Raw genomic sequence first — 21258 nt, forward strand, 5'->3', positions numbered from 1 at the left:
GTTAATACCTCCTTTTTCTAAACAAAAAAGCTGAAAGATTTAATACAATCGTTTCAGCTATTAAATATTAATCAATTTTTGGTTTGTAAAAAGCTCTATTTTCTAAAGCAAAAACGCGTTTAGAAAAACTTCCTGGCTCTACTGTTTCTAATGCTTTATCCAACATATTAATACGAGCATCCATATTATCAATCAAATATAGTACTTCTGCTTCTTTAATTTGTGGTAATACTGGTGAACCATATTCATTTTTACCATGATGAGCTAATATCATATGTTGTAATAAAACTACCTCTTCCCCACTAATATGCATTTCATCAGCAGTTTCTTTAATAATTGCTTGAGAGATAGAAATATGTCCTAACAACTTACCTTCAACAGTGTATTCAGGAACAACTGGCCCACTTAACTCTATTGTTTTACCAAGATCATGTAACGTAATTCCAGAAAATAATAAATCTTTATTTAATGAAGGATATAATTCACAAATCGCATTAGCAATTCTTAACATACTACATGTATGATAAGCCAAACCAGAAACATATTCATGATGGTTTTTACTAGCGGCTGGATAAATAGATAATTTATCAACATAACGATTAAAGATTGTTTTAACTAATTGATGTAATTTTTGATTATCAATTTGATCAATATAACCATAAATTTCTTTAATTAATTCTCCAGCATCTTCAGGTGCACTTTTTAAAAATTTAACTTGTTCATTAGCATCTGTTGAAGCAATCTTTATTTTAATGATTTTCATTTGACGATCTTCATTATATTTTATTATATCACCCATAACTTGAACAACACAACCTGCTTTTAGTTGTTCAACTTGTTCATTGCTTGCATTCCATAATTTAGCATCTATTGTTCCAGTTTTATCTTGCAATGTTATGCTTAAATATGTAGAACGATTAGCGCCATTAGTTTTACCAGTTACAACTCGGTTGATTAAAGCTTCTATTAAAACGCCTTCATCTCCCGGTTTTAGTTCAATAATTTTATTCATCATCTAATGCTCCTTCTTCATTTATTAATTCTTTAATATGTTCATAATTGTAACCTTTTCTTAAAAGAGTATCAATGATTTTTTCTTTCAATTGCGAATCTTTATATTTTTTTTGAAATTTATGCTTTTGTTTTTCAAATTCTTTTCTTAATGCCTCTTGTTCTTTATTTATATCATATTCAAAATCATAATCATTTAAAGCTCGTTCAATTGTTTCTGATGTAAAACCTTTCATAAATAGCTTATCACGAATCTTCTTTAACATTGCTTTATATGAAAAATTATTGTTTCGATTATAAATAGTATCAATCAGTGCCGTTGCTTCATTATATTCACTATCATTATCTAATTCAGCTAAACATTTATCAATAACTTCGCTATCAACACCGTAATTTCTTAAATTATAAACTGCCTTATTTATGCCAATTCCTAAGCGTAGACAGCGATTTAAATAATTAGTAGTAAATGCCTCATCATTGATTAAATTCTTCTCCTGCAATAAAGAAAGCGTTGCATCGAGCTGTGTATCATCATACGCACCACTATCCATCAGCTTTTTTTTCATTTGCTTGTAAGTGTAATCTTTTATAGTTAATAATTTTAAAGCTTTATGATAAGCTCTGCTAACTTGTTCAAAATCCTTAATAGAATCAAAAACTTCTTTATCAATAACAACACCAGGTTTTAATTGATAATTTTTAATTAACTTATCACTTACTTCTACAATTATTTCACTTTCATCATATAAGAAAACTACTTCATTAATTCCATTTTTAATTGGATATATCGATTTTACAGTATATGAATAATGTTTAGATTTAATCGCTTGGCGATAAACTTCTAAGACCTTCTCACAAAAAACTTCACTGCTATATTTTTTTACACTCAACAAAGCATTATGAGCAATTTCTGTAAAATCATCTTTTATTAAATTCAATAAAATTGCAACCAATTCATTAGTATCATTAAAAAAATACCCATTAAAACCATCAGTAATAACATCCTCAAGGTTTTTGTCATATCGAGCAACTGCTGGTATTCCACTTGCCATTGCTTCTATATACGTCAACCCTTGGGTTTCTGAAACTGATGCTGAAACAAAAACATTAGATAGATGATAATAACTAGGTACCTCATAACCTGGCTTAGGACCAGTAAAAACAACATACTTACTAATATGATCATCTTTTACTAATTCTTTTAATTCATCTAATTGTGGTCCACCACCAACAATTAAACAAAGTACATTATCATTTATCTTAACAATTTCTTTCATTGCATCAATTAAAACTTCAATACTTTTCTCTTTAGCTATTCTACCTAAAAAAGTAATTACAAATTGATCTTTTATGCCATATTGTTCTTTAATCTTTGCAATCAATTCTTCATTTCTATTTTCTGGATTAAATTTTTGTAAATCCAATCCAGTTGGAATAATATGTACTTCTTTATCTAAACCATACTTTTCCAACGCCTCTTTTGTTTTTTTAGACGGAACAATTAGTTCAGTACTTTTATCACCATAAAATCTGCTTATCTTAAAAACTGCCTTTTTAAATAATCCATCAAGTGCCTCAGAATTTACCGGATTTACATAATGAGTATAATCAGCCCACATTGTATGGTATGTATAAACAACTGGAATATCTAAAACTTCACCAACAATACGTCCAAAAATTCCAATTCCAAATTCTGTTTGAACATGAATTACTTCTATATTCATTCTTTTTAATTCACGCATTCCTTTAAAAGAATAGATATTACATGCCCGATAACCATAAAGAGCTTGAATCTCTAAACCTGGAACTCTTAAAATATTATCATTTGGATCATCAAAATATTCAGTATCACTAGGTAATTCACTAGTTACAACAACAACATCATGTCCGTTTTTTACTAATTGATCTCTTAAAATTCTTGTTGAAGTTGCCACACCATTTAAATCAGGCGTATATGTATCTGAAAAAATTGCAATTTTCATATCTTCACTCCATTCTGTTAATTTCGCGATTAGTTGCAAAAACAATCGCACCTAAAATTAATCCCAAATAATATGTCATAAAACGCCAAATAAGCATTGATGTCGGCGTACCAACAGATCCTAATATAGGACTGAATAACATATAATAAACTCCCTCGCTACCACCACTAGCTCCTGGAATAGGAACAAAGGCAGTTATCATATAAACAAATGAACATATTCCAATAAAATCAAATATTTGTCCATAATTAACACTCAGATTTAAAGCTTTTGCTACAAAAAAAGGAATACTATATAAAATCAATAATTTACCTAAATTCAACATTGATGACTTAAATAATATTATTTTGTTTTTTTGCAATATACTAAGTTCAGTTCTAAAATTTTCTAATGATCGAGAAATTTTTATTGTTGTTTCTTCATAATCTTTAACAATTCTAATTTTACTTAAAACCTTTATCACTGAATTACAAACAAAATCCTGCAATCGTTTAGATTTAGCTCCTAAAAATAACCCTGCTATTACAAAAAAATTAATTAAAAATCCTAAAATAGCTAATGAAAAAAAATTTGAATAAATTTTACTATATGTTGTATATCTAAATACCATTACAATTGCTGTAAAAATAACTAGTACCGACTGATAAACAATAAATGCCATTAACAAAATACTAGCAGAATTAGTAGGCGGTATCCCTTGTTTATTAAAAATATAAACCTGAGCAAATTGCCCACCACTTGAAAAAGGAGTTAAACCATTAAATAATATACCAGATATTGAATTTACAAACGCTTGTTTAAAAGAATAATCTTTTTTATAAAGCTGACCGAACGTATAGAGGTTAATTCCATCAAGTATATAATAAATAATCATTAGAATTAACGACACTATTATCCAGCCAGCTGAAGCTGTTAGTAAAGCTTCTATTGATGCTTCTAAATCATCTTTCATTGTAAAATAAATAACAGCAGCACCAATTACAATAATTAATAAAAAATTAATGAGATACTTTTTTTTCGAATTATTTTTCATAAAAACACCTCTAATTAGAGATTCAATGTAATATTATACACCTCTAATAACTCTTTTCCGATATTAGCAAGTTGTCGTTGTTTTGCTACTTGATATCCTTGCTCAATTAAAGAAGGATATTCATGATTAATCATTTTTTTGATTATATCGACAAAATCATCAGTATCTTTTCCCATATAACAATTGACCCCATTAGTCAACCAATCGGAAAAAACCGGGATATCACGTAATAAAACATTACAACGACTAGCTAATGCCTCTAAAACAACAATTCCTTCAGTTTCCTCTCGTGAAGGAAAAAAGAAAATATTTGATCTACCATAAGCACCTTTAATAACATCACCACTTACATAACCTGGTAAAAGCAAATTATCTGGTAAATTATCTAATAAGTCTTTAATTTTTTTGGTAGGAACTGACATCTTTACATCACCAAACCACATAAAACGATATTCAGGTAATTTTCTGGCAACTTCTACAAAAGTATCAAATCCTTTACGTTCAAACAACCAGCCAACTGAAATAATTAAAATATCATCTTCTTTAATATTATATTCTTTTTCAAACAATGAAATCTGTTCTTTTGTTGGATTAAACTGTTCTAGGTCAACACCATTAGAAATAGCCTTGATTGGAATATTAATACCATAAGATTCTAGTAATCTTTTTGAATATGGTGTAGGTGTAATAATATAATCAGCCTTACTGTACATATTAATTAGCCATTTTTTATAAATACCAGAAACGGTATTAGAAAACATAAAAGAATTTCTAAAATCCTCTTCAGTACTATGAGCATGATATATGATTTTTTTATTATTCTTTCTTGCCTGATTGATTATTCGATAGCTATCAGGCCATACTGTATTGATATGCAAAATATCATAATCTAAATCATCAAAATCAACTGTGTAGGGTATTCCTGTTAACTCCAAAGCTTTCTTTTGATGAATAAAAGCTCTACCAATACCCGATTTTTTTATCGTATTCTCTCGTCCAAAATATAACTTAATTTTCATTTTATCACCACAATTATTATACTACAAAACACGCTCTATTTAAAGAACAAAGACAAAAGGAAACCTTAACATAAAACTTACAAAAAAAAGGCCAAAAAGACCCAGTAAAAATAAAGACATAAAAAAAATAGAGAAGATATGTCAGGATATATGATATAAAATTACATACAAAAAAAGAAGAACCGGCAGCTAGCTATTGTTGCACGTAAGTACTATCGTCGCCGTTATGATGCTTAACTTCTGTGTTCGGAATGGGTACAGGTGTGTCCATCATGCTATCGCCACCAGATCTTCTTTTTTTCAAGTGTCTTTTTCAAGATCACTCAAAACTAGATAATAGCAAAGCTCTTCGTCTCTTTCAAGTTTCTACCGCTTCTGGTCAAGTCTTCGACCTATTAGTATCAGTCCGCTGAACATGTCACCATGCTTGCACTCCTGACCTATCTACCTTATCGTCTTTAAGGGGTCTTATATACTTTCGTATTGGGAAGTCTCATCTTGAAGTGGGTTTCACACTTAGATGCCTTCAGCGTTTATCCCTTCCATATTTAGCTACCCAGCTGTGCCACTGGCGTGACAACTGGTCCACCATTGATATGTCCATCCCGGTCCTCTCGTACTAAGGACAGCTCTTCTCAAACTTCCTGCGCCCACGACAGATAGGGACCGAACTGTCTCACGACGTTCTGAACCCAGCTCGCGTACCGCTTTAATGGGCGAACAGCCCAACCCTTGGAACCGACTTCAGCTCCAGGATGCGATGAGCCGACATCGAGGTGCCAAACCTCCCCGTCGATGTGAACTCTTGGGGGAGATCAGCCTGTTATCCCCAGGGTAGCTTTTATCCGTTGAGCGACGGCCTTTCCATTCAGCACCGCCGGATCACTAAGCCCGACTTTCGTCCCTGCTCGACTTGTGGGTCTCGCAGTCAAACACCCTTTTGCCTTTGCACTCTGCGCTTGGTTTCCATCCAAGCTGAGGGTATCTTTGGGCGCCTCCGTTACTCTTTGGGAGGCGACCGCCCCAGTCAAACTGCCCACCTGACACTGTCCCGTCACCAGTTCCATGGCATCCGGTTAGAACTCCAATACACAAAGGGTAGTATCCCAACAGCGACTCCTCACACACTGGCGTGCATGTCTCTCAGTCTCCTACCTATCCTGTACATCCTGCATCAAAGTCCAATATCAGGCTGCAGTAAAGCTCCATGGGGTCTTTCCGTCTAGTCGCGGGTAACCTGCATCTTCACAGGTACTAAGACTTCACCGAGTCTACAGCTGAGACAGCGCCCAAATCGTTACGCCTTTCGTGCGGGTCAGAACTTACCTGACAAGGAATTTCGCTACCTTAGGACCGTTATAGTTACGGCCGCCGTTTACTGGGGCTTCAATTCTGTGCTTCGCTTGCGCTGACACTTCCTCTTAACCTTCCAGCACCGGGCAGGCGTCACCCCATATACGTCGTCTTTCGACTTAGCATAGAGCTGTGTTTTTGGTAAACAGTCGCTTGGGCCGTTTCACTGCGGCTCATATCTCTATGAGCACTCCTTCTCCCTAAGTTACGGAGTCATTTTGCAGAGTTCCTTAGCTATAGTTCTCTCGCTCACCTTAGGATTCTCTCCTCACCCATGTGTGTCCATTTTCGGTACGGGTTACTGTATGATTCGCACTAGAAGCTTTTCTTGGAAGCTGGCTTCAATGACTTCTGTACTTGCCTCAGCTTTCCATACGCATCACGCCTTCGCCTTTATGACAGCCGGATTTGCCTGGCTGTCAGCTACCTCGCTTGCACCTGCTTTTCCAGCAGCAGGATCACCTAGCCTTCTCCGTCACTCCTTCATTCATACCGTAAGTACAGGAATATCCACCTGTTGTCCATCGGCTACGCCTCTCGGCCTCGCCTTAGGTCCCGACTTACCCAGAGCGGACGAACCTTCCTCTGGAAACCTTGGGTTTTCGGTGCGTGGGATTCTCACCCACGTTCCGCTACTCACACCGGCATTCTCTCTTCTATACGCTCCAGCGCTCCTTCCGGTACGCCTTCGCCGCATATAGAACGCTCCCCTACCACTTGCTTGCGCAAATCCATAGCTTCGGTAATATACTTAGCCCCGGTAAATTATCGGCGCAGAGTCATTCGACTAGTGAGCTGTTACGCACTCTTTAAAGGATGGCTGCTTCTGAGCCAACCTCCTAGTTGTCTCGACATCTCCACATCCTTTTCCACTTAGTATATATTTTGGGACCTTAGCTGATGGTCTGGGCTGTTTCCCTCTTGACACTGGACCTTATCACCCACTGTCTGACTGCCGAGGATGTTTATGTGTCATTCGGAGTTTGATTATATTCAGTACCCCGGGATGGGGCCATCACATATTCAGTGCTCTACCTTCACATCACTTGCCTCGACGCTAGCCCTAAAGCTATTTCGGGGAGAACCAGCTATCTCCGGGTTCGATTGGAATTTCACCCCTAGCCACAGCTCATCCGCCAACGTTTCAACGGGGGTCGGTTCGGTCCTCCATCGGGTTTTACCCCAACTTCAACCTGGCCATGGCTAGATCACCCGGTTTCGGGTCTACGACATGCAACTTTCGCCCTCTTAAGACTCGCTTTCGCTTCGGCTCCGCATATCCTGCTTAACCTCGCTCCATATCGTAACTCGCCGGTTCATTCTACAAAAGGCACGCTATCACCCTTTAACGGGCTCTAACTTCTTGTAGGCATATGGTTTCAGGTTCTATTTCACTCCCCTCCCGGGGTTCTTTTCACCTTTCCCTCACGGTACTGGTTCACTATCGGTCACAGAGTAGTATTTAGCCTTGCCAGATGGTCCTGGCTGTTTCCGACAGGATTCCTCGTGTCCCGCCGTACTCAGGTACTGTCTCGGACTTCCTCACTATTTCGGCTACGGGGCTGTCACCCTGTTTCGCCGGACTTCCCATTCCGTTCGCCTATAATGTCTTCTTGCCCTTTTTTGACAGCCCTACTACCCCGGCTCTTGCCGGTTTGGGCTCTTCCCCTTTCGCTCGCCGCTACTTAGGGAATCATTTCTTTATTTTCTCTTCCTTCAGGTACTTAGATGTTTCAGTTCCCTGAGTCTCGCCTCTCTGGAGCTATCTATTCACTCCAGGATACCCGGTCTCTATCCCGGGTGGGTTCCCCCATTCGGATATCGACGGCTCACTGCATGCTTACTGCTCCCCGTCGCATTTCGCTGTTTGCTGCGTCCTTCTTCGCCTCTCTGTGCCTAGGCATCCGCCATACGCCCTTTCTTACTTTACCTTCTTCGGTGTCGCTTGATCACTTTCTATCTTCAACTTCTTCTCGTTGTTTCTTAGTTTTCTTCGACTTTCTTAGAAAGACCTTGATATCTCTTTATCTCGATCTTCTCTCTTTCGCTTTTCTATTATCCAGTTTTCAATGATCTCTTCCTGAGCTTCCCTCAATGAGGTCCACTCAAAACTAAACAGAATCTCCACACTTGCTTTCTCCTTAGAAAGGAGGTGATCCATCCCCACGTTCCCGTAGGGATACCTTGTTACGACTTCACCCCAATCATCAATCCCACCTTAGACAGCTCCTCCCTTTCGGTTAGGCCACCGGCTTCGGGTGTTATCAACTCTCGTGGTGTGACGGGCGGTGTGTACAAGGCCCGAGAACGTATTCACCGCGACATTCTGATTCGCGATTACTAGCGATTCCATCTTCATGCACTCGAGTTGCAGAGTGCAATCCGAACTGAGAACGGGTTTCTGGGTTTCGCTCCGCCTCGCGGCTTCGCTTCCCTCTGATCCGTCCATTGTAGCACGTGTGTAGCCCAGGTCATAAGGGGCATGATGATTTGACGTCATCCCCGCCTTCCTCCGGCTTGTCACCGGCAGTCTCGCTAGAGTCCCCAACTTAATGATGGCAACTAGCAACAGGGGTTGCGCTCGTTGCGGGACTTAACCCAACATCTCACGACACGAGCTGACGACAACCATGCACCACCTGTCTCGGATATATCTATCTCTCCATCTCTGGAGCCTTTATCCGGATGTCAAGACCTGGTAAGGTTCTTCGCGTTGCTTCGAATTAAACCACATGCTCCACCGCTTGTGCGGGCCCCCGTCAATTCCTTTGAGTTTCATTCTTGCGAACGTACTACTCAGGCGGAGTACTTACTGCGTTAACTGCAGCACTGGGATCTGACTCCCAACACTTAGTACTCATCGTTTACGGCGTGGACTACTAGGGTATCTAATCCTATTTGCTCCCCACGCTTTCGGGACTGAGCGTCAGTTGCAGTCCAGATCGTCGCCTTCGCCACTGGTGTTCCTCCATATATCTACGCATTTCACCGCTACACATGGAATTCCACGATCCTCTCCTGCACTCTAGCTGCCCGGTTTCTCTGGCACACTGAAGTTAAGCTTCAGCCTTTCACCACAGACCCTTGCTGCCGCCTGCTCCCTCTTTACGCCCAATAATTCCGGATAACGCTCGCCACCTACGTATTACCGCGGCTGCTGGCACGTAGTTAGCCGTGGCTTCCTCATAAAGTACCGTCACTCACATATCATTCCCTATATGTGCCGTTCTTCCTTTATAACAGAAGTTTACAGAACGAATTCCTTCTTCCTTCACGCGGCGTTGCTCGGTCAGGGTTCCCCCCATTGCCGAAAATTCCCTACTGCTGCCTCCCGTAGGAGTCTGGGCCGTGTCTCAGTCCCAGTGTGGCCGGTCACCCTCTCAGGTCGGCTACGCATCGTCGCCTTGGTGGGCCGTTACCCCTCCAACAAGCTAATGCGCCGTAAGCCCATCCTCTACCAGTCCCGTAGCACTTTTAATACAGTTATCATGCGATCTCTGTACCTATGCGGTCTTAGCTGACGTTTCCATCAGTTATCCCCCTGTAAAGGCCAGGTTGCTTACGTATTACTCACCCGTTCGCCACTCGAGCCCGAAGGCTCGCGTTCGACTTGCATGTATTAGGCACGCCGCCAGCGTTCATCCTGAGCCAGGATCAAACTCTCCATTGTCTTATCCTTTTCAAAGCCTCTCGGCTTCTGCTCTCTTTTTATCTATTAATTGACGTGTGTTCTTTTCGATTCTGTTCAGTTTTCAATGTCCTCTCCGGCTCTTTTGCCGACTAGTTTATCCTACACTCTTTTGTTGAATATTTTCTATTTCCCAAGTGCATTGTTATTCTAGCATTAATATTTACAATTGTAAAGATTTTTATACAATTTTTTTATAATTTTTTTACTTTTTTTCATTTTTAAAGAAAAATCAGAGGTTTCCCTCTGATTTTATACCATTCTTTCTAATCTTTCACGACGTTTTTTAGCATCTAATAAACATTTATCCATTAATTCATCAGCATGTTCTGGATTAACTTTAGATAATTGCGCGAAACGATTTTCTGATAACAAGAAATTTTTAAAGTTATCAAAGTTTGGTGCTTTAGAATCGATTTGTAATGGATTCTTTCCTTGATCTTCTAATCTTGGATCATAACGTAATAAGTTAAAGTATCCACAAGCAACTGCTTCTTTTTGTTGTCTTTGATGATTTGCTAAACCACCCTTAATTCCATGTTCAGCACATGGTGCATAAGCGATAATTAATGATGGTCCATCATAGCTTTCAGCTTCTTTTAATGCTTTGATAGTTTGAGCAGTATTAGCTCCCATTGCAATTTGAGCAACATATACATGTCCATAAGCCATTGCAATTTGGGCTAAATCTTTTTTAGCTACAGATTTACCACCAGCAGTAAATTTAGCGATTGAACCAGCTTGTGAAGATTTTGATGATTGACCACCTGTATTAGAATATACTTCAGTATCTAATACTAAAATATTTACATTTTGATTATTAGCTATTACATGATCTAATCCACCATAACCAATATCATATGCCCAACCATCTCCACCGATGATCCATTGTGATTTTGTAACCATGTCACCTTCATGATTTAATAATTCTTTAATATTTTCATTAGCAGAATCATTAACAGCTGCTAAAATCTTTGGTGTTAATTCTCTTTCTTTATTACGGTTACCTTTATTATCTACATATTCTTCTAGTAATGCTTTTAATTCAGGTTCACAATCATCTTTATTTTCTTCAATAATTTTTAATAAATGACCTGTTTTATAGTTTTCAGCTAATTTCATTCCAAAACCATATTCAGCATTATCTTCGAATAATGAATTTGCCCATGCAGGTCCTTGACCATTTGGATCAATTGTACAAGGAGTTGAAGGAGTAGAACCAGAGTAAATTGAACTACATCCTGTAGCATTTGCAATCATCATATCTTTACCAAATAATTGAGAAACTAAACGATAGTATGGTGTTTCACCACATCCACCACAAGCTCCTGATACTTCGAAATAAGGTCTCATGAATCCAACACCTTTAGCAGTAGTTAAAGGATATTTATCATCACGATATTTCACTTTAGCATACATATAATCTGCTAATGGAGCATGTTTTAATTCTTCTTTAACATTAACCATTTCTAATGCTTTTTGACCTTTTTTACCTGGACATTCAGTAACACATAATCCACATCCAACACAGTTATCTGGTGAAACTTGGATACGATATACTAAACCACCCATATCTTTACCCATTGGTGTTAATACGTCATCAGCAATATCTTCTGGTAAATTAGCCATTTCTTCTTCATCTAATAAGAATGCACGAATTGTTGCATGAGGACATACCATTACACAGTTATTACATTGGATACAATTTTCTTTATTCCAACGAGGCACTTGAATTGCAATAGCTCGTTTTTCTTTAATTGCCACACCTGATTTCATAGAACCATCTAATTTATCCATGAATGCAGATACTGGTAAATCATATCCATCTAAGCTATTAATTACAGAAACGAATTGGTCAAAATGTTCATCTCCTGTAGTAGCTCTAGTATTATTAACTGTTAAATCAGACCATGTAGGATCAACAGTTACTTCTTCAATAGCATCTTTTCCAGCATCAATAGCTTTATAGTTTAATTGAACAATAGCATCACCTTTTTTACCATATGTCTTTTTAGCCATTTCTTTCATATATTCAACAGCCTTATCAATTGGTAAAATTTGCGGATTTAATGCAAAGAATGCAGATTGTAAAATTGTATTAGTTCTACGTCCCATTCCAATTTCACTTGCAATGTCGTTAGCATTTATAATATAGAATTTAGCTTTTTTATCTGCCAATTGTTTTTTAACTCGATTTGGTAAATAATCTACTATTTCTTCTTTTGAAAATTCAGTATTTAATAAGAATGTTCCCCCATCTTTAAGATTTTTTAACATATCATATTTAATTACATAGTTATCTAATGAACAAGAAATAAAATCAGCATTATTTACATAATAAGTAGCTCTAATTGGAGAATGTCCAAATCTTAAATTAGAACGAGTAGCTCCACCAGCTTTTTTTGAATCATAAGCAAAATATGCTTGTGAATATAAATCAGTATGGTCACCAATAATTTTAATTGATGATTTATTAGCTGAAACTGTTCCATCTGATCCTAAACCATAGAATAAGCAAGCTGTATAATCAGCTTCAACATTGAATGTTGGATCTTCTTTTAATGATAAATGAGTTACATCATCATTAATACCGATTGTAAATGATGTAAATGGATCTTCTTCTAATAAATGATCATAAACAGCTTTAATTTGACGTGGTGTAGTATCTTTAGATCCCATACCATAACGTCCACCAATTATAGTTTTTACATGTTTTGCATCTTTTAATACACTTACAACATCTAAGTATAAAGGTTCCCCAGTAGCACCCATTTCTTTAGTTCTATCTAATACTGCAACTTTTTCAACTGTATCAGGTAAAACTTTTAATAAATATTTAGGTGAAAATGGCCGATATAAATGTACTTTAATTAAACCAACTTTTTCGCCTCTGCGATCTAATTCATCAATTGTTTCTTTAATTGTTTCTGTTACAGAACCCATTGCAATAATTATTCTAGTAGCATCTGGTGCTCCGTAGTATGTAAATGGTGCATAATGTCTTCCTGTAATTTCAGAAATTTTTTGCATATAATCATTTACAATTTCAACAACAGCTTCGTAATGTTTATTTTGAGCTTCACGTCCTTGGAAATAGATATCATCGTTTTCAGCGCCACCTCTTTCAATTGGATTGATATGAGGGTTTAACGCATTTTTCTTGAATCTTGCTAATGCTTCTTTATCTAACAAGCTTTCAAGAACATCATAATCCATTACTTCAACTTTTTGAATTTCATGAGATGTTCTAAATCCATCAAAAAAGTGCATAACTGGAACTGAAGCTTTAATTGCAGTTAAATGTGCAATTCCTCCCAAGTCCATAACTTCTTGAACTGAATGAGAGCAAATCATTGGCATTCCGACTTGACGGCATGCATATATATCTTGATGATCACCAAAAATATTTAGTGCTCTAGTAGCCAATGCTCTTGCAGACACATGGAAAACACCTGGTAATAATTCACCAGCAATTTTGTATAAATTTGGAATCATCAATAAAAGTCCTTGAGACGCTGTAAAAGTGGTAGCTAAAGCTCCTCCTTGTAAAGCCCCATGGACAGCACCAGCAGCCCCAGCTTCAGATTGCATTTCGATTACGTTTACTGGTGAACCAAAGATATTTTTCTTACCTTGAGCGGCCCACGCTTCTGCATTTTCTGCCATTGGAGATGAAGGTGTAATTGGATAAATACTAGCAACTTCTGTAAAGGCATAGGCGACATGCGCAGCAGCAGTATTACCATCCATTGATAAAAACTTTTTAGCCATTTTTTTAAATCCTCCTTTTGCATAACTTCATTATACTACTTTGTTTATATAAATGTCAAAAGACTTTACTTATTGAAAAATCTCAAAAATATCAATTTTTTAAACTTATTTAAAAGATTAAAATTAGAAACCTGAATATCGTATTTTTATTCAATTTATTAATAAGATTTTATCAAAAAATTCAGCCACGTATGAAACGCTTTATAAATCAATTGTAGTATATTTCCATAAAAATAACGTTTTCAATTATTACAATAATGTCTAAAAATTTTTAAATAGTTTTTAAATCTAATGAGTCATAACTTTTTAGCAAAAACAACCACTAAACCATATATTATTAACACACATAATAAAACAATTATTTTTATACTATAATTATAATTTTCATTTACCCTTAAGTACAATGCCTATATTACATCGCACTATTACATTAAAACATAGTAAAATTATTTGTATTGCCAACATTAAAATTTTTTATATTAAAAGATAATTTAAAATAAAAAAGCTGTAACTTTAAATAGTCAAAACTACTTAAAGTTACAGTGTTTTTATTAGATTATAGAAAATTAATGTTTTAAAATATCTTTTTTAACATAGTCAATTGATAAAATAACATTACTATTAATCTTTAATTGACAAATAAGAAACAATTGCCCCAAATAAATAAATTATCAGACTTCTAAAATCACCAGTAAACAACAATCTAAGATAAGTCAAAAATAAATCAAATATAATCGAAAAATCATTTATTGGTAAAGTCAAATAACTGTATAGAGTTTGTGAAACAACAATTCCTAAAAAATAAGTTATGACAGAAATAATAGCTAACTGCTGTCCACTTTTATTTAAGACACGTCGTATTGCCTGAGCTTGAATAATTCCAATTACAACCGTTAAAAGCATAAAACTAAATCCAGTTGAAATAAGAAGAACATTTAAAAACGCTGTTACCGCAATACCAACTGCAAAAGCAATTAAATAGTCACTGCCACGAACTTTTTCAGTGTTATGCTGATTAAAAAAAGCTTTTGCTTCTTTTCTTTGCTTATATTCTTGATATTTTTCACTAAATCCCATTTACATTTCTTCCTCTACAATTTTTTTAATATAATCGTGAACTTTTTCTTTTAAATCATCTCTTTTTAAAGCAAAATCAATTGTTGCCTTAACAAAACCAAATTTATCTCCTACATCATAACGAATACCTTCAAAATCATATGCATATACTGCCTGTATATCCATTAATCTTTTAATAGCATCCGTTAACTGAATTTCATTTCCTGCCCCTTTTTGTTGTGTCTCTAACAATTCAAAAATCTTTGGTGTTAATACATAGCGTCCTAACACCGCCATATCACTAGGCGCCTTATCAACTTCTGGTTTTTCAACCATATCATTAAGTTTAACTAAACGGCCATTACTTTCAACAGGATGAGATTTAGATGGACTGACAATCCCATATTTATTAACATCTTTATGATCAACTGTCTGCACTCCTACAACTGAAGCTTCTTTTTTCATAAAACTATCAATCAACTGTTTTAAAGCCGGTTTACCACCTTCATTAACAACTACATCATCACCTAGTAAAACCGCAAAAGGCTCATCTCCGATAAACGATTTTGCACATAATACAGCATGCCCTAACCCTTTAGGTTCTTTTTGACGGATATAGTAAATATTAGCCATATTGGCAATATCCTGGATCATTTTAACCTGATCCATTTTTCCAGCTTCAGTTAAACGAGCTTCTAATTCATATGATTTATCAAAATGATTTTCCATTGAATGTTTATTTGAATTAGTAATAATCAAAATTTCTTCAATTCCACTATCAACAGCTTCTTGAATAATATATTGGATTGTTGGTGTATCAACAATCGGTAGCATTTCCTTTGCTAACGCTTTAGTAGCAGGTAAAAAACGTGTTCCAAGTCCCGCTGCTGGAATAATTGCTTTTTTTACTGTTTGTTTCATTTCTTCTCTCCTTATTAATTAACAAAATTATGGTCATTTGGTTTCCAAAATGAAAGAGGCATAAATTTAATTACTAACAAAGTTGCAACAAACCCGCCTATCATTCCAGAAACATGTCCAGATAACGATATTGATGGAATCAATACAGAAATCAAAAGCATCAAAATAACACTAGGTGCAATTTGTTTAAACAGGTAAGCATAAACATTTTTAAATTTCCAAGCCAAAGCAAGTAATGAACCCATTAAACCGAAAATTGCCCCTGAGATACCTCCCATTATACTATTAGCACCACTTCCAGTAAACATATAATAAATACATGGTAAAACTGTCGTTGCCAGCGCTGAAGATAATAATATAATTAAATAGCGTTTCATTCCCAACAAATGTTCCATAACTGAGCCTAAATTTATCAAAGAATAACAGTTACAAAAAATATGCATAATTCCAAAATGAATAAAATTTGCTGTTATTAAACGATAATATTGATTTAGTTCAATTACCAAAATTGGATTAAATCCCCCAGCTTCAATTCCCTGATAAGCATTCATTTCAAATCCATATTTTATTGTTGTATATATATAAACAACAATACAGATTCCAACAATCAAAGATGTTGCTGGAAACTTACGATAATCATAATCCATTTTATTCTCCTATAAATTCAAATATTGACATTTGATCAATATTTATCTCATTGTTTTCAATTACTTTTTTATTTTTTTCATAAATCATATCAAATGTATAATCAGATAAAACATCATTTACATACACCGGTGTTACTCCCATATCTAACAAACGATCATTTCCTAAATAAACCCCTTCAATTGCCATTGGAATTGTCCATTTATTATGTAAATTCTGTAATGTAGTAAACCAGGTAGCACCGTTATTAATGCTACTTGAAATAATAATCTGATATTTTGATAAAGCACAAACATAACTATTACGATCAATAGCATTAGTAACATCAAAGTAAGAATTCGGATCTTCTGCACATAACATTACTAATTGCCCATTTTTAATATAACGACTATATTCTTTTTGTTTAGCCGCTAAACGTTCACAGACAAAACTTACACAATTACAGCCATGTTGTAAAGCATATTTTAACGCAACAGTATCAATTCCTTTTGAATCATTAGAAATATATACATAATCTTCATCCACAACTTTATCAATCAAACGTTTAGTATGAATTCGATCTTTTTTTGTTACTTTAACTAACCCCATTAACGAAATACCATTTTTAATTATGCTAATATCACCACAATAAAATAAATATAACGGTGCTCTTTTTCTTAAATGTTTTGTTAAAAGATTAGGGAAATTATCTTCGTATTTTGTAGTGACATTGATACCTTTTTCTTCAAAATTATTCAAGATACTTAAAAATATATTTAATGTTTTTATTCGCTTGCTCATTTTATAAGCAACAAACTCATTGATCTCTAATAATTCCTCTAATTCACTTTGACTCATCGACAATAAACTAGCTGGTCCTTTTAACCCATGTTTTTTAATTGCCTTTTCGACTACAAGCCATTCGTCATTCGATAAAGGCGCTTCTTTATAGGCTTTTAATCGGGCACAAAACAACATCATTGCAATGCTATCAAGATTTAATCTAATTTGTCCCATTATTATGCCCCTTTCCTAATATTCATTAAATATCTTCTTAATTTCCTTAATATCATTAGTATATGCTAATGATAACATCAATAATACCCGTGCCTTTTGACCTGATAAAGTGTTGGCTGGAACACAAATATTATCAGGATCAAAATATTCATCTTCAATGACAATCCCTTGCTGTACTCGAGAAGCACGGACAAAAACAATGCCTTTTGCACTTAAACTTTCGATTTTTTCTAACCAGGCTTTATTGTAATTACCACGGCCACTGCCAATTATGACAATCCCACGATGATTTTGAGCCATAAAATCTAAAATACGGGCATCAGCACCAACATAATAATATACAATTCCTACAGCTGGCAATTTAGCTAAAGTCATCTTACTAAACACTGATAATAAAGTATGTTTTTTAAACATTCTTGAAAACATCATTACTTTATCATCGTTCATATATCCAAGACAGCCAAAATCTTTTTGATCAAAAGCATCAGTTTTAAAGTTATTAGTTTTTTGAATATCACGACCAGAATATATCGTACTTGAAAAAACCGCCATAACACCATGACCAATTGCTTCATCACTTGATGCTAAGCATACTGCCTGATATAAATTCAACGGACCATCAGCACTAGTAGCGCTAGCTGGTCTCATTGCCCCAGTTAAAACTACCGGTTTGTAGGTATGCAAAGTTAAATTCAAAAAATAAGCTGTTTCATCGAGCGTATCTGTTCCATGGGTAACAACAACACCATCAACATCATCTCTTTTTGTTAGTTCATTAATTTTATTAGCTAAAATAATCCAGCGTTCTTCATTCATTTCATTACTATCAAAATTAAACAGCTGGATTGCTTCTAAATCTGCAACATCATTAATTAATGGAATAGATTCTACAATATTTTCGATGGCAATTGTACCAGCATGATAATTAGCTGTTTTTCCAGCTTTACCACTACCTGCAATTGTACCACCTGTTGCTACTATAACAATTTTCTTCATTTAATCACCAAAAACATTATAACAAAATAATTAGACGATAAAAAGAAAAAACGTCTCTTTATTCAAGAGACGTTAAATTTATTATCTTATTTATCAGATACGATAACTTTATCTTTGTTATGTTCTAAGATAATTTGTTCTGCAGCAGCTTGTGCAGCAGCTAAACGAGCTACTAATACACGGTATGGTGAACAAGAAACGTAATTTAAACCTGCTTTGTGGCAGAATTTAATAGATTCAGGATCTCCACCATGTTCTCCACAGATTCCTAATTTAATATCAGGACGAGTGCTACGACCTTTTTGAGCAGCAATTTCAATTAATTGTCCAACACCATTTTGATCTAATGATACAAATGGGTCAACTTGGAATACTTTTTTCTCAATATAATCTGGTAAGAAGCTTCCAATATCATCACGAGAGAATCCAAATGTCATTTGAGTTAAGTCATTTGTACCAAATGAGAAGAATTCTGCATGTTTAGCGATTTGATCAGCAGTTAAAGCAGCTCTAGGAATTTCAATCATAGTACCAATCTTATATTGGATATCAGAGTTTTTAGCTTCTTTAGCAGCTTCAATAGCTTTTACTACATTATTTTTAACATATACAATTTCAGCTTCACTACCAATTAATGGTAACATGATTTCTGGAACAATTGTACATCCTAATTCTCTTTCAACATCGATTGCAGCATCAACAATTGCTTTTACTTGCATATTGTAGATTTCTGGATAAGTTACTGCTAAACGAGATCCACGATGTCCTAACATTGGGTTCATTTCTTTTAATGAAGCACCTTTAATTTTAACTTCTTCTAAAGTCTTACCTAATTTATCAGCAACTGCTTGATATTCTTCATCAGTATGTGGTAAGAATTCATGAAGAGGTGGATCTAATAAACGTACTGTTACTGGTAAACCTACCATAGCACGGTAAATTCCTCTAAAGTCTTCTACTTGGAATTTATATAATTCATCTAATGCTTTAATTCTTTCTTCAAGTGTATCAGATAGAATCATTTGTCTTACATATTCAATTCTATCTCCTTCAAAGAACATATGTTCTGTACGGCATAATCCAATACCTTCAGCACCAAATTTAATTGCTACTTCAGCATCTCTAGGACTATCAGCATTTGCACGAACTGCTAAAGTTTTAACTTCATCAGCCCAACTCATTAATTCAGCAAAGTCACCAGTCAATTCTGATTCTTGTACTTCTAAGACACCTTCGTATACTTTACCAGTAGTACCATCTAATGATAATTCAGTTCCTTCTGGATAAGTTACACCATCAATTGTAAATGTTCTTGCATCATAATCAATTGATAATGCTTTAGCACCTACGATACAGCATTTACCCATACCACGAGCAACTACAGCTGCATGACTAGTCATACCACCAGTAGAAGTTAAGATACCTTCGCAGTCAACCATACCTTGGATATCTTCTGGTGAAGTTTCATGTCTTACTAATAAAACATTTTCTCCAGCTTCTTTCATTTCATGAACTTTATCAGCTGTTAAATATACTTTACCTGATCCAGCACCTGGTGAAGCAGGTAAACCTTCTGCTAATTCTTTACCATTTTTCAAAGCTTCTTCAGTGAAGTTTGGATGTAATAATTGAGATACTTGATCAGCTTCAATTCTAGTTAAAGCTTCTTGTTTTGTAATTAATCCTTCATGTACTAAATCTACTGCAATTTTTAAAGCTGCTTGACCTGTACGTTTACCATTACGAGTTTGTAAAATGAATAATTTACCATTTTCAACTGTAAATTCACAGTCTTGCATATCACGATAATGAGTTTCTAAGCCTTTAACAATTTTTACTAATTGAGCATAGATTTCTGGCATATCTTCTTCTAATTTAGCGATTTTTTGAGGTGTTCTAATACCAGCAACAACGTCTTCACCTTGTGCGTTAATTAAATATTCACCATAAATATGATTATCCCCATTAGCAGCATTACGAGTAAATAATACCCCAGTTCCTGAGTCATTACCCATATTACCAAATACCATTTGTTGAACGTTTACTGCAGTACCTAAATCATGAGAAATACCGTTTAAATTACGATAGATAATAGCACGTTCATTATTCCAAGATCTAAATACAGCTAGAACAGCCCCCATTAATTGTTCTTTAGCATCTTGTGGGAAATCTCTTCCTAATTCTGTTTTGAAAATTTCTTTATATTGAGGAATAATAATATTTTCAAAATCATCTGCAGTGATATCCAAATCACTTTCATATCCATTTTTAGTTTTTAATTCAGTTAATTTTTCTTCAAATTTTTCTTTGTCGATTTCACAAACGACATCACTGTACATTTGAATAAAACGACGATAACTGTCATAAGCAAATCTTCTATTGTTTGATTGTTTTGCTACTACTTCAACAGTTTGATCATTTAAACCTAGGTTAAGAATTGTATCCATCATACCTGGCATAGAGAATTTTGCCCCAGAACGTACAGAAACTAATAATGGGTTTTCCATATCTCCTAATTTTTTACCAGCTAATTTTTCAAGTCTTTCTAAGCATTCATCAATTTGTTTTTTCATTTCATCATTGATGATTTGTCCATCAGCATAATATTCATTACATGCTTCTGTTGTAACAGTGAAACCTTGAGGTACAGGTAATCCTAAATTAACCATAGCAGCTAAGTTAGCACCTTTACCACCAAGAAGGTCACGCATCATTTCGTTCCCTTCACTAAACATATAAACATATTTTTTCATCTAATCTAATCCTCCTTAGAATTAATCCATGAGT

Annotated in this window: 11 protein-coding genes and 3 rRNA genes; all 14 read right to left on the bottom strand. The window is 35.1% G+C overall.

Translation table 11 applies throughout. The features are described 5' to 3' along the window. Positions 1 to 67 precede the first annotated feature (67 nt). Complete coding sequence (locus ABGT36_RS08435; protein ID WP_346678637.1) at positions 68 to 1012, bottom strand: OB-fold nucleic acid binding domain-containing protein; 945 nt, start codon at positions 1010 to 1012, stop codon at positions 68 to 70. Continuing rightward, entirely contained in the window at positions 1005 to 2993 is a 1989-nt protein-coding gene (locus ABGT36_RS08440) for a glycosyltransferase (protein ID WP_346677635.1), read from the bottom strand. Before ABGT36_RS08440 ends, ABGT36_RS08435 begins: the two co-directional genes overlap by 8 nt. Positions 2994 to 2997: 4 nt before the next feature. Further along, positions 2998 to 4026, bottom strand: coding sequence for a lysylphosphatidylglycerol synthase transmembrane domain-containing protein (locus tag ABGT36_RS08445; protein WP_346677636.1), 1029 nt, complete (start codon positions 4024 to 4026; stop codon positions 2998 to 3000). Positions 4027 to 4040: 14 nt separating this feature from the next. Then, positions 4041 to 5045: a glycosyltransferase family 4 protein gene (locus tag ABGT36_RS08450; protein ID WP_346677637.1), complete on the bottom strand. Its 1005-nt coding sequence runs from the start codon at positions 5043 to 5045 to the stop codon at positions 4041 to 4043. Between the two features lie 180 nt (positions 5046 to 5225). Beyond that, positions 5226 to 5334 (bottom strand): 5S ribosomal RNA (gene rrf / locus ABGT36_RS08455). Between the two features lie 86 nt (positions 5335 to 5420). Beyond that, a 23S ribosomal RNA gene (locus ABGT36_RS08460) occupies positions 5421 to 8329 on the bottom strand. Positions 8330 to 8543: 214 nt separating this feature from the next. Continuing rightward, a 16S ribosomal RNA gene (locus ABGT36_RS08465) occupies positions 8544 to 10068 on the bottom strand. The 16S, 23S and 5S rRNA genes sit together here, the layout of an rRNA operon. A 270-nt stretch (positions 10069 to 10338) precedes the next feature. Continuing rightward, complete coding sequence (nifJ, locus tag ABGT36_RS08470) at positions 10339 to 13857, bottom strand: pyruvate:ferredoxin (flavodoxin) oxidoreductase (RefSeq protein ID WP_300628375.1); 3519 nt, start codon at positions 13855 to 13857, stop codon at positions 10339 to 10341. Between the two features lie 621 nt (positions 13858 to 14478). Continuing rightward, entirely contained in the window at positions 14479 to 14934 is a 456-nt protein-coding gene (locus ABGT36_RS08475) for a hypothetical protein (protein ID WP_296882218.1), read from the bottom strand. Next, positions 14935 to 15834 carry a UTP--glucose-1-phosphate uridylyltransferase GalU gene (gene galU, locus ABGT36_RS08480; RefSeq protein ID WP_087300149.1) on the bottom strand — a complete coding sequence of 300 codons (900 nt, stop codon included), beginning with the start codon at positions 15832 to 15834 and terminating at the stop codon, positions 14935 to 14937. A 14-nt stretch (positions 15835 to 15848) separates the two neighbouring features. Next, complete coding sequence (locus ABGT36_RS08485; RefSeq protein ID WP_346677638.1) at positions 15849 to 16481, bottom strand: rhomboid family intramembrane serine protease; 633 nt, start codon at positions 16479 to 16481, stop codon at positions 15849 to 15851. Between the two features lies 1 nt (position 16482). Continuing rightward, complete coding sequence (locus tag ABGT36_RS08490; protein ID WP_346677639.1) at positions 16483 to 17475, bottom strand: DNA-processing protein DprA; 993 nt, start codon at positions 17473 to 17475, stop codon at positions 16483 to 16485. A 15-nt stretch (positions 17476 to 17490) separates the two neighbouring features. Beyond that, entirely contained in the window at positions 17491 to 18471 is a 981-nt protein-coding gene (locus tag ABGT36_RS08495; protein ID WP_087300155.1) for an asparaginase, read from the bottom strand. Between the two features lie 86 nt (positions 18472 to 18557). Beyond that, positions 18558 to 21224, bottom strand: a complete 2667-nt coding sequence (gene ppdK / locus ABGT36_RS08500; protein ID WP_346677640.1) for a pyruvate, phosphate dikinase — start codon at positions 21222 to 21224, stop codon at positions 18558 to 18560. Positions 21225 to 21258 lie beyond the last annotated feature (34 nt).

Source organism: Erysipelatoclostridium sp. An173 (genome assembly GCF_963931465.1).
GTDB classification, from domain to species: domain Bacteria; phylum Bacillota_I; class Bacilli_A; order Erysipelotrichales; family Coprobacillaceae; genus Thomasclavelia; species Thomasclavelia merdavium.